Source organism: Paenibacillus sp. FSL R5-0345 (assembly GCF_000758585.1).
Lineage (GTDB): Bacteria > Bacillota > Bacilli > Paenibacillales > Paenibacillaceae > Paenibacillus_AQ.
In genome coordinates this window covers 2224834-2237021 of sequence record NZ_CP009281.1, presented here as the reverse complement: position 1 = coordinate 2237021, position 12188 = coordinate 2224834, and the positions used below count along the sequence as shown (strand labels likewise).

Sequence of the window (12188 nt, the reverse complement as noted above, 5' to 3'; positions counted from 1 at the left end):
CACCTCCCAGAATGATTTTGGATTCAAAAAAAGTAATATAATTCCAATATCATCATTTTAAAATTCAACTAATCGTTTAACAATTATGTATTCCTTCGCGAATTAGGTTCAATATTACGAACTTTTAGCGAATAAGATAGCGTATAATTTGAAGAAACGGCTTTGTCGTAGAAATAGATTGAGGAGGACATTACAATCATGAAGTTGAGTATGAATTGGATAACACTCAGAGTGCGCGATCTGGAGGCTTCCCTTGATTTTTATAACCGTATTCTAGGACTTCCCATGGATCGCAGATTTGAGAGTAGAGGAAAACAGATTGTTATGTTAGGTACTGCAGAGCAGCCGAAAATCGAGCTTATTCAGGGCAGCGACCCGGCTCTAAAGCCAGAATGCGGCGTTTCCGTTGGTTTCGAAGTGGAATCGCTCGACAACGCCATAGCGCATTTGAAAAGCCACGGCATTCCCGTCGCACGCGGACCGATCGCACCCAATCCACATTTACGATTCTTTTATATACTGGACCCGGACGGTTTTGAGGTGCAATTAGCGGAGCATAGCTAGACTAGCGCTTGTCCAGTACTAAGCAATCAAAAAAATCCATGCAAGCAATAGCTTGCATGGATTTCTTATCCTTGTTACATCATTCTGTTATCTTACGGGCTACGAGCGCCAAGTCTTTCAAATCAATCACGCCATCTTTATTGATATCGGCACGTTTAGCCTCAGCCCAATCTGGGCTGCTGGTATCCTTGCCATAATTAGCAGCGACTATCGCCAAGTCGCCGATGGACACTTTTCCATCTTTATTAATGTCACCAGAAATACCAGGCTCCGGCTCCTCTGCAGTGATCTTGAGCTTATGACTCGATGTAACGGTTTCGCTCTCCTTACCTTCCGCATCTGCTACGATCACTTTTTCAATCTGAATAGTACTCTCTGTAGCTTCCGCTACTGTCTTAGTCCCAAAATCCAAAGATAACAGCTGAAGATTGCCTATTATCGCGTTGTCCGCCCCTTCACTCACCACCAGCAGCCGCAGTTTTCCAGGCGTGTGATTAGCAGTTTCAAGCACCTGAATTCCACTCCGCAAGGAAGTAGCAGATTTGAATTCCAACAGCTTAGGATCGTAATTCATAGTTACATCCATTGCATACACAGCATCTGTTACACTCTTCACTCCAAACGCCAGTTGAAAATCTCTTCCGCCAGCTACAGTGTCTACCCCAGACAGAACAGAAGTCATCTTACCTGATGGATCAACCTCACCATTTCCGTCTTTTTTAACTGTAATGATCTCGTGGATTTTAGGTTTAGTCGAACCCTCCCACTGAATCTTCACTTCAAACACATTACTATACTTGGAGGTATCAAATGTATTATAAGATGAGGACAGGTTACCTACCTTATGCCATCCACTCGCATCTCGCACGGACACCGCAGCGTTTGAATTATCCGATGGATTTTGCAAAACAATCACTTCTTTTACCTTAGTATCCTTCGACAATTTGTAATTTAAGGAACCCGTATTCCCAGCACCTGGCATATAGAAGGTGGAGAGCTTTTTGTCAACAGACAGCAAGGCTTCATTTCCTATATTTCCAGCAGGTTCAGCCTGGATAGCCGGATTGGAAGTTCCCGGTCTTTCAATCCCTTCATTAACCAAAATTTCATTAAGCGCGAGCCATGCATCATAGGTTTCAGTTGAAATCAATCTTACATATCGGGCTTGCTTGCCGCCGTCAACTTGAACACGCTTATAACGGTAAGGCACCTCATGCTCAGGGAAATTCAAACTCCGATCATTTGGATTAGTAAACGTATGGATCGTATCCCATGTCTGTCCGTCTAGTGACAGCTGTAAATCTCCCTTACGGAAGAAATCTCCTTCACCGTCTCCAATCACAACAGCTACATTCTGGACATTCACCACACCGCCCATGTCAATCTGAATATACTTCCCTTTCGATTGAATCGAACCGAACCAAACCTTGTTCTCTAAAGAAGCATTGTACACGTTGTTGATAGAGCCTTCATAAATGCTTCCGTAATTATGAGTAATCATAGGTGGAGAGAATTTGTTCAGCTGGATCATGAGCCTTGTCAGATCTACAGTGATATTCTCAGTTCCCTTATTCATGATCCGGAAATAGGCAGCACTAGCAAACGCCCCATTCCCCTCATTAACCTGTTCCCATTCCACACCGTTCTTGGAGGATTCTAACCGGACTTCTCCGTTAGAAGCTTCTAACGCCACTTGCGTAATCTCTTCAATGGATTTCAAATTAATCCCTACATATTAGGATGGCTTTAGTGTGATTCCGTTCAGGTTCGTTAATTGCACAGCATTGTCAGCTACCGTAATAGGTGTATCCTTCAACTCTGGCACATCAGTGAAGATAGACACCTTATCTTTACTTGCATTGACGGAAAACTCACGAACTGCCGTCCATAAATCAGGCTTACCTCCAGGTATTCCTGCATGAGTCAATCGATATCGAATCATCCTTGCATTCACACTGAGCCCGGAAGCAGAAATTTTATACCCGGAACGCTCTTCTCCGATTGCGGTCCATTCTTGACCGTTCATGGAATACTCGAGAATCCCCTTTTGGAAAATATCAAAATCCGCGTCATTTCTACCTTGTGTGATCGCAATTTCTTCCACTTTAATGGTTTTGCCAAAATCAACGCCATACCAGTCCCCATTCTGTTGAAGGGTCTGAATATAGACGTTCGTTGCTAAATCCCCGTCTACCATCAGGTTTAATCCTGAAGGAGAACCATAAGAGCTGACAGCTAGAGGTTTAACATATTCCGGGTCCACCAAAGTGTAAATCTGAGCATCCAGTTTATTGATGAGCTGCTCAGCAAAAGGAACTAGCCGCTTTGCTCCTGCCTCAACCGTCACATCTGGAGAATTAAGCTTCTCAATTTTGAATGTTTTGGATAAGCTTAATGCGCTTGTGGCCTTAGCAAGTTCTTCCCAAGCCTGATCAACCTTCTCTTTCTGGATCGCTATCGCAGAGAGAACTGCCGATTTGTCGGCAAGAACGACATTTTGTAAGCTATTTAGCCATGGATCAATTTCCTCTTCCATATTTTCATTCGTGTTATTTACTCTAAACGACTCGATGGCGTCCAATACTAGATCAAATTCTTGAATCAATGTATTCCCCATCGTTTCTATCGGCTGACCACTTGAGTATTGACTTAAGAATTGCGCTAGCTCAGCTTTGATATTTTCCGATTCACCTACTACAAGCCCATGACCGCTAGGCGATGGGTCACTCAAATGATAGGCAATCGTATTAAGCTCAGAGGCAACTTCAGGGGCTATATGCTTAAATGAATCAAGCCAGCTCTCCTCTTGATCAAAATCATCTACATTCCAAGTGTAATCCGCTACCGCAAAGATACCGATCTTAGATAATTCCGCATGCTTCATTGGATTAGACACTACACCTGAAATATTATGTGTACCTGGAATGAGCACTTCTGCTTTACCGAGCAGCAGTCTTGCATCCTTATAGTCATTCACTGGCCAATTTAACCACATATACGGATCTCTTCCATGTGCATCTTTCGGCCACTGCATATCTGCTGCATTAACAGAGGCAACAACGCCGTTTCCGGTCCACATAATATCTACATTCGCAGGTACATTTCTCAAGGCTTCAAGATAAGGTCTGCCAGACGTTCCGGTCCAGCTTTTATTGTAGAATGGAGGACAGTAAATTAATGATTTGACGTCTTTCTTGGACGTAACCCAATTCGCAACATCTGTAATTAACTTCACATGTTTTTCTTTATCTACTAATGATTGTGATGTACTGATATCATCCATAAATAGTCCAAATTGACGTACGCCTACACTGTACAATTGTTCAAGCTTCGCAAGTAAGGTTTGGAGTTCAGCATCATAATTGTTCCAATTGATCATATTGAACCCTGGATGAATCGCCCATACAAACTGAGTCTTGGATTCATGACCGACATCAACCAGTTCTTTGATCTTGGCAAGCTCAGCTGCAGGATAAGGCGTTCTCCATTGCGCGTTATGGTACTTGTCATCTTTAGGTGCAAAAATATAAGTGTTCATCTTCAGCTCTCCACCGAAACGCATCAAGCTCATTCGATCTTCATGTGACCAAGGTGTGCCATAAAAGCCTTCGATAAATCCCCGCGAGCGAGTATCAGAGAAATCTTCGATAGTGAGATTACGAACCTGCAGATCAGGAATTTGATCAAAAATCATCTTCAGCGTTGCCAGGCCATAATAAGCTGCATCCGTATTTTTACCCAGTATCGCAATAACACCTTTATTCTGTTGCTTCGTGCTAACGTTAAGAACATAAGCGTCCAGCTCATTGAAGTTATCCGCTTTATAAGGAATATTCTGAGTGAAGTAATTGTCTACATAACCTGATGAATTTCTAGTTCCCAAAAAGATATTTGTTTTCCCTGCTACTGCAGCTCCTGACTCAGTAACCTGAAGTGACTTGGAATCCAGTATCTGTTGAAGCAGCTTTCTTGTCGGCTGGTCAATCGAATCTTCAATAACAACGTTTACATTTTGTGTCATGGTTACGATTGTCTCTTCTTCTGTTTGTTGCTGCGGTAATGGATAGATTTCATAGGATTTCGTTAGTTTTGCATCTTTTTGCGGAAGATCAGAGGCTACATCCGCTGCAGCTGCAAAACTGGAGAACAAGCCGGCCACCATCATAAGTGTAATGAAGATACTGAGAATCTTCTTCGGCATTTCCTTAACCCCCTATAACAAGCTAAAATGCCTTCGGCGTCCATTAAGGACGGTAAGCGTTTAAAAACAGCAATTAACCCTTCAACGCACCTGCTGTTAACCCACCCGTAATTTGACGTTGATACAACACGTACATCACAATGACGGGAATCATAGAAATGGAAAGGCCCGCAAACAAGGGTCCCCATTCCGTTCTGTACTGCATTTCACCTTGCATAATGGCTATTCCTACAGGAATAGTGTATTTCGCTGGATCGTTGATCAATACCGTGGCCATAATGTATTCATTCCACACCGTTAAAGCATTCATGATTCCTACCGTGATTAAACCGGGCTTCGATAATGGCAACATGATCTTGAAGAAAACGCCGTATAGTGAAGATCCATCAATTGTTGCGGCTTCTTCAAGCTCACGGGGAAGTGTCTTGTAGAATCCAACCAGAAAGAAGATACCGAACGGTAGGATACCAATCGTTCCGACGGAATAAACAAGCGTAAGCCCTACCAAGGAGTTCGACAAATTCATATCTCCGAGAAGAAAGAACAACGGTATCAATCCGAGTGTTGTTGGAATCATCATCGAAGCAACGTATACGAAATAAAACAGGCCTCTAGATTTAAATGTAAAACGAGCTAATATATACGCTGTTGTAGCAGCCATAATAAGCGACAACAGTGTACTTGCTACAGTTACTATAATGGAGTTTAAAAAGTAATCGCCAAAGTTTGCTCTGCTCCACACATTTGTATAGTTTTCAAAACGAAAAATAGATGGAAAATCCCACGGTTTCCCAAGCATAACCTGCTGATTATCCTTTAAGGAAGTCAGGAATGTCCAAAGAACCGGATATAAAACAACCAAGCTCCACAAGATGAGGAAAAATCGAACTGCAATTTTTGATATCAGCTGAAGTGGTTTTTTGGCGGGACTATCGTTCAAAGTATTTTCCTCCTTACATTTCAATGGACTCCCGGTGAAGAATGCGTTGCAAAATTAAAGTGGTGATTAAAGATAACAGTAATATCAGTACCCCGATGGTTGCCCCATAGCTTAAATGGAACTGCTTGAAGCCCATCTGATACAAATAATAACCGAGCACTTGTGTCTGATTATCCGGGCCACCATCCGTCATCAGCTTAACGATAATAAAGGAGCCGTTCAGTGTTGTAATAACAATGTGAATGATAGAGGTTTTGAATTGTTCCCAGATCAGCGGTAAAGTAATTCGAGCAAACTGTTGCCATTGTCCAGCACCATCGATACTGGCTGCTTCATATAGCGAGGAAGGAATACCTAGGATAGAAGCGATGATGAGCAGCATATAGAATCCGATACCGGCCCATACACTAGGAGGTAGAAGTGACCACATTGCGAGATTTGAGTCCCCTAACCAGTTCGTTTCCACAGGTTTTCCTGTAAATAACGAGATAAACGCATTCAGAAATCCAAGACGGGGATTGTATATAAAACTCCACAATACACCGATAACGGCTACGGAAATGATATTCGGAAAGAAAAACACCACTCGGTAAAATCCGTATTCTTTCAATTTTAGACGGGTCAATGATACAGCGAAAAACGTTGCAAACAACATAATTAAGATGACCTTCCAAAAAATCAAGAAATAATCATTCGAAATGGCTTTTGGTATGATCTCATCCGAGAATAATTGTCTATAATTATCAATACCGAAAAAATTCATCGATTCGGAACCGCCTGACCAATCAAAGAAGCTCAGGTATAAGCCTCGAAACAGCGGATAAATAGTGAATAAACAAAAGATAGCAAACGTAGGCAGCAAGAAACTCGCAATAAACAAATTTCGTTTCCACAATTTATTGTTCTTCATGGGCGTAAGCCATCCTCCCCTTAAATTTGAAAGAACAATCAGAGGCACTTATGTCCTCTGATTGCTTAGAAAGAAGAGTCCTAACTTACTTCCGGATTTTGGCTGCCGCCTTCTCCATACGGTCCATCCATTCATCTGGTGTAATGGAACCTTGAAGCAATGCAATGGTTGCATCATTCTCTGCCTGCTCAATGTCCGCAGCCAATTTAAATACAGGAGCAACGATTGTGTCACTTCCGTTGAAGTACTTCATTGCCGTTTTAACAACATCACTTGCACCTGAAGATTCCAGGTCTGCCTTAACGTTCATCAAAGCGCCTGTAAGCTCAGCCCAACGAACTGCGGCTTGCTTTGTAAAAATAAATTCAATAAATGCTTTTGCTGCATCTGGATTTTTAGCCTTCTTTGCAATGGCAATATTACTAGTGTAAGGAATCGCTACAAATTTACCGCCTGGCTTCTGCATAACGGAAGGAATGAATCCAAATTTGAAGCCTTCTGGTACATCTTTTTTCATTTCATTTTCGAGCCACAAGCCGTTAGGAATCATTGCATCTTTATGCTGCAGGAAGAGCATTTGGGAGTCTGTATGGCTCATCCCGAACGACGCGTTATCGAAGTAACCTTTGTCTCTCATATCAACGATCTTTTTCAAAGTATTCGCTACAGCATCATTTTTAAAAGAACCCTCTTTAGCTGCTTCTTGATCCTTTAAGATTTGCGGGTCGTCTCCATTCTCAGATACAAAGCCTGTATTTAAGAGCCCTCCTACGATGTAGTAAGGGTATTTGCCGGTATGGATGTAAGGATATACGCCATCTGCTTTGATTTTTTCACTAGTGGCAAGGAAGCTATCCCAATCTTTTGGAACATCCCAGCCCTTTTCAGTAAACAGGGTTTCATCATAGAAAGTTCCCCATGATCCGAATACGAGTGGAATCGTATAGTTTTTACCACTATAGTCTTGTGGAGGTGCGATCAAATTGCTCGTAAGCGCTTCGCCATCCACATTTTTCGCATCTTTAACCCAATCTGTAATATCCATTAATTGGTCATCAAGCACCATTTGTGTTTCATTCGAACCTGCTCCATCGATGTATACGACATCTGGTGGATTACCTTGGATCCAGCGCGGCTTCATTTGCTCGTTGATCTGAGAACCTGCGGATTCTTTAATGTTCACATCTGGGTACTTCTTCTTGAATTCACCAATGACTTCTTTCCACCAACCGTCTCCATAACCGCCGACAAAGTATTGAATTTCGAGGTCTCCCGCTACTTTTGGCTCTTCGGGCTTGGGTTCGTCTGTCTTAACTGGCTCAGTCTGCGTCGCAGCTGTTGTTTTCTCAGGAGCTGGAGCTTCAGCCCCATTTGTCCCCCCGCCACATCCTGCCAGAGACAATATAATGGACATCATAACTAGACTTAATGCCGCTTTCTTTTTACCCTTGCTTTTCATTGGCTATCCCCCTCGAATAAACTTGCTCGACTTCTGTAAGCACTTGATTTTACAATTCTGACTGTAATTCCATTAACACTTTTCCATTATATAGGCTATAAAAACGTAACCACATGATCTCTTTTGATGTGGAGTTGATACTTTTTGTCCTATAGAACCTTTTTTATCAAGCATTAATGCCTTCTACGTCCTTATAAGGATGGTAAGCGTTAATGCGAGAAATATAAGGATAATGTATAGCGTGAAACTTATATATTCTTATATTTTTACAAAAAAAAAGGACACCTGAGTAAAAACTCAGATGTCCTTCTCTCAATTCAGTATTTTTTGAGCGATTGCTGCTAAATCCATAATATCGATCTTTCCGTCATTATTAAGATCTGCACGTTTAGCTGTCTGCCAATCTGCACTGTTTTGATCTTTACCATAGTGCGAAGCTGCAATCGCCAAGTCACCGATACTCACTTTACCATCGCCGTTAAGATCTCCTGTGAGACCAGTATCCTCAGGGGCAACTTCAACAGTCAAAGCTGAGCCCGTAACCTTCGTCTCTATACCGTTTACATCACCTATCGTTACATCAGATATCCGAACTTCACCGGACTTAGCTTCGAGTAATGGCTTCGCTTTGAAGTTTAGCTCCATTAGCTGATTATTACCTAATACCCCATGGTCTGCACCCTCGCTGGCGAGGAGAAAACGGCTCTGTCCAGGAACTGTAGTTACGGTTTCCACAACTTGCACACCATCCACCAATGACGTTCCAGATATGAAATCGACAATATCTGTAATAAATTGAACTGTAATATCTTGTGCGTATACAGGATCCTTGATCTGTTTTAAGCTCAGTTGAACTTTAAATTCTTCACCAGCGCTCACTTGTTTTGGACCTGTCAGAATTGCTGAAGTACCTAGATCTCCAGAAGCTTTGGACTTTATAGCCGAATTTAGCTTATTCTCACTGGACTGCGTGTCTAGTGCTATTCCATAAGCATTTCTAATGTCCAGATTCGTACCGAAGCCCGCTGCCAGTGGATATTCGCCTGAAGTAAGCTCCGGGAACTCCGCTTCAAAGACATATTCTGTGCCCGCTGCATTTGAACTCTTCAATTCAAATACAACATCTCTATCCCCAATCTTGCCTTTCAAAGTCCGATCACCATTAAGCATGACATAGTGATTAAAGACAGCTTTAATCTGGACTTTATCCTTAGCGGCATATCCTTCCGGTTGTGCTGATTCAAGCTTGATAGATTTCAACTTAGGATCTGGAATTTCTCCTTGACGCTGCCATTTGAGATATTCCGTATTGAATTTAATAAAGCTCATGGCTTCACTACCCGTTCCTTCATAGAAAAGGCCAATTTCACCATTACCCAGATTAGATAAACTTGAATAGGCATAATAGCCTTCTTTGACCAGCTGGGAATACTTCCAATCAAACTTATATTTCGTTCTGCCGTTTGCGTAGGTTCCGTCTTCCTTAATTAACCCTACCTTCACCGTACCGTTAATTCTACTGGTCGAGTTAGCAGGGCTTGCGAAGATAACTGCTTCCTGCCCATCTATCTGACCCTCGTAACGAATCACCGTCATTTGGCAGTAGGCAGCAATCAGATCACGTTCTGTTACAACCTCAGCGTCCCAAGTCTCTCCACCATCAAAGCTGGTCGCGATTTGGGCAAACCCTGAATAATTCCGCATGAACATCTTTAGCTGTCCATCTGGCAACTCCACTACTTGCGCTTCTGTAAGCTCATTATTAGAGCCATTAAAGGTTCTCTCATCAAGGGTAACCCCGTCTACAACCCGCCCATGATTCGGAGACTCTCCGCGATGCCATGTTTCACCATGATCATCACTGTAGATGGTTGCACTTGCTTGCCTGTTATTCTCATTCGTAAAGTACACGGGAAACACCAGTCTTCCAGCATGAGGACCTTTCGTTAATTGAATGCCGGTGCCCGGACCTGCCCCTAGAAATACCATCCATTCTTCTTTCACCGAAGGGTTTAAAGTTACTGGACCCTCCCAAGTCGCTCCTTCGTCATCACTGTGCCACAGCTCAAGATAAGAAGTAACAAGCGGTTTAAGCGGCGAATTACTGAGGAAAATGTTTCCGATATTTGTATTGTTCTCATATAAATTTCTCAAGGCGTCCACTCTGTAGGCAGTTTTTACATTTGAACTGTTATAGACTTCTCCATTCTCCCGAACGGTAAATTCCTGATTGCTCGAATTCTTCAGAAGTAAGTATTTCTCACCATCGATCGTTTTGTATCCGGTACCTCTTTGCGAGGTAGGAAATCCTCCACCCTCGGGAAATCCAAGAACTAAAGAGAAAATCCGCTTCGTTTCCTTATCCTGCAGTAAGGACTGGTCTATATTTGAGGCGTTGCCGGGATAGTTGTTGATTAGAATTCCATTACTCTCCCAAGTCTTTCCGTTATCCAAACTTCGTCTTACCATCATGTCAATATTAGCTGGTGAATCTCCTCCATGATTGATCCGCTTATCAATTCCTGCGATCAGTGTTCCATCCTCGGTGTACAGAAGTGACGGAATGCGGTATGCATTCGATCCGTACAGTCCTGGATAATAAACGCTATACGGCTCAGTGATTAACGCCTGCTCAGGCAACGGATTTTGAACCGGAGTCTTACTTGTTACACTCGTTACAGCAATCAGATCTTGATCCGCCAGCGGTTCGTTATACACTTCTGCAAAGTCAATCTCTCCATTAAACGGATAGTTATTAGAACCGGATTTTCTCTCTGTTCTACCTAACTCGGCACGGTTTGGTGCATAAATATTATTCAGAAACTTTTTGGCTGTAGTTGTGTCTTGTTTGACGAGTTTCCCATCAAGGAAATACTTGTAACCTTTATCTTTATCTACAACCATGGCTACAGTATGCACTTCATTCTCTTTCACCGTAATATCAGCTTTAACATGGGTATTAGACGCTGTCTTCCCAGGCTCTTCATATCGGTTCTCACTACCGATGGCAGAAGGTGTGATATATAGATGAAAATGACCATTCGGCAACGTATTGTTACTTAAAGAGAATAAGGACATAATCGTAGAACCCGTATAGCGGAACCGGACAATGATAGTCCCTTCATCTAAGGCTTTAAGCGCATCTACCTTATCATCCAGATTCGTAAAATTAGCATTGTGAATTTGTTTATTCTCTACTCTAAGCACAAGTCTTGGATCGGTCTGTTTGTCTTGTGCTGCTGGATTGGCTAGCGCAGTGAATGGAAACATAACGGCCACCATCAGGATCGAAAGAATAATGATTGCGAATTTCTTCAAAATATTAGTCCTCCTTTGGTTTGGATAACCATGTATCTACTCGCCTTGACTACTCTTGTTCAACTATTTTCTTCGCAACTATTGCCAAATCAGCAACATCAATCTTACCGCTTCTATCGAGGTCAAGACGTTTCACAGCATCCCACTCTGAACTGCTCGAATCTATGCCATACTTTGCTGCGATAATTGCTAAGTCACCAATACTCACTTTACCATCACCATTCACGTCATTAGATAATTCCGTATTCACTGTGATCTGAATGGTTAAGGATGCCGGTTGGAGCACGGATTCTTGCCCTTGACTGTCACTTATTATCGCTTGAGTAAGCCGGATAACTCCCTCTGTGTCTTGTATTACATCTGCTGCTTTGAAACCAAGTTCAAAAATTTCAGCATCGCTAGTAATCGGATACTGACTACCCAGACTTGCCAAGAGAACCCGTAGCTTACCGGGGGTACTTGTAGATGGTTCATTGATAATAATTACGCCTTCCTGCAGAGAACGGATGGAATCTGGAATGTATTCCATGACAACCGGATCAAATTCAAAGGTAATGTCCTGTGCATACACATCATTGGAGACACTGATGATCCCATACTTCACGGTAAAAGACTCCCCTGGCGCAACAACCTTCTTACTCCCTACTAAAGTAGCTGAAGGCGTGGGATCAGATGCATCTGCGTTCACTACAGGGTTCGTAAAAGATACACAGCTTAAAATCACGGCGATAATGGTCATCATTACCGCCTTTTTGTACCATCGACTACTGTTCAAATTCTTCTCACCTCAGCTTAT

General features: G+C 42.5%; 8 protein-coding genes. 1 reads left to right on the top strand and 7 read right to left on the bottom strand.

Features of this window, described 5'->3' with window-relative positions; all coding sequences use genetic code 11:
* Nucleotides 1-198: 198 nt before the first annotated feature.
* On the top strand, nt 199-564 hold the full coding sequence (locus tag R50345_RS09605) for a VOC family protein (protein WP_052414542.1): 366 nt from the start codon (nt 199-201) through the stop codon (nt 562-564).
* A 79-nt stretch (nt 565-643) separates the two neighbouring features.
* Here R50345_RS09605 and R50345_RS09600 read toward each other — a convergent pair whose 3' ends face one another.
* The 7 genes from R50345_RS09600 to R50345_RS09570 all read right to left on the bottom strand — a co-directional run bounded on the left by R50345_RS09600 (nt 644) and on the right by R50345_RS09570 (nt 12167).
* Entirely contained in the window at nt 644-2284 is a 1641-nt protein-coding gene (locus R50345_RS09600) for a discoidin domain-containing protein (protein WP_156114769.1), read from the bottom strand.
* A gap of 15 nt (nt 2285-2299) precedes the next feature.
* Nucleotides 2300-4765 carry a glycoside hydrolase family 84 protein gene (locus tag R50345_RS09595; RefSeq protein ID WP_042126053.1) on the bottom strand — a complete coding sequence of 822 codons (2466 nt, stop codon included), beginning with the start codon at nt 4763-4765 and terminating at the stop codon, nt 2300-2302.
* 73 nt (nt 4766-4838) lie between these two features.
* A complete protein-coding gene (locus R50345_RS09590) occupies nt 4839-5705 on the bottom strand; it encodes a carbohydrate ABC transporter permease (protein WP_042126051.1) in 867 nt (288 codons plus the stop codon).
* A 13-nt stretch (nt 5706-5718) separates the two neighbouring features.
* Complete coding sequence (locus tag R50345_RS09585) at nt 5719-6615, bottom strand: carbohydrate ABC transporter permease (protein WP_042126049.1); 897 nt, start codon at nt 6613-6615, stop codon at nt 5719-5721.
* An 85-nt stretch (nt 6616-6700) separates the two neighbouring features.
* On the bottom strand, nt 6701-8074 hold the full coding sequence (locus R50345_RS09580; protein ID WP_042126047.1) for an extracellular solute-binding protein: 1374 nt from the start codon (nt 8072-8074) through the stop codon (nt 6701-6703).
* A gap of 312 nt (nt 8075-8386) precedes the next feature.
* Nucleotides 8387-11392 (bottom strand): sialidase domain-containing protein, encoded by a 3006-nt coding sequence (locus R50345_RS30235; protein ID WP_052414541.1) that lies wholly within the window; start codon nt 11390-11392, stop codon nt 8387-8389.
* 49 nt (nt 11393-11441) lie between these two features.
* Nucleotides 11442-12167: a cohesin domain-containing protein gene (locus R50345_RS09570; RefSeq protein ID WP_156114768.1), complete on the bottom strand. Its 726-nt coding sequence runs from the start codon at nt 12165-12167 to the stop codon at nt 11442-11444.
* Between the last annotated feature and the right edge of the window lie 21 nt (nt 12168-12188).

Bases quoted from the DNA above. Each gene is read 5' to 3' on its own strand.
- R50345_RS09605 (WP_052414542.1), top strand. From the start codon at position 199: ATGAAGTTGAGTATGAATTGGATAACACTCAGAGTGCGCGATCTGGAG.
- R50345_RS09585 (WP_042126049.1), bottom strand. From the start codon at position 6,615: ATGAAGAACAATAAATTGTGGAAACGAAATTTGTTTATTGCGAGTTTC.
- R50345_RS09595 (WP_042126053.1), bottom strand. From the start codon at position 4,765: ATGCCGAAGAAGATTCTCAGTATCTTCATTACACTTATGATGGTGGCC.
- R50345_RS09580 (WP_042126047.1), bottom strand. From the start codon at position 8,074: ATGAAAAGCAAGGGTAAAAAGAAAGCGGCATTAAGTCTAGTTATGATG.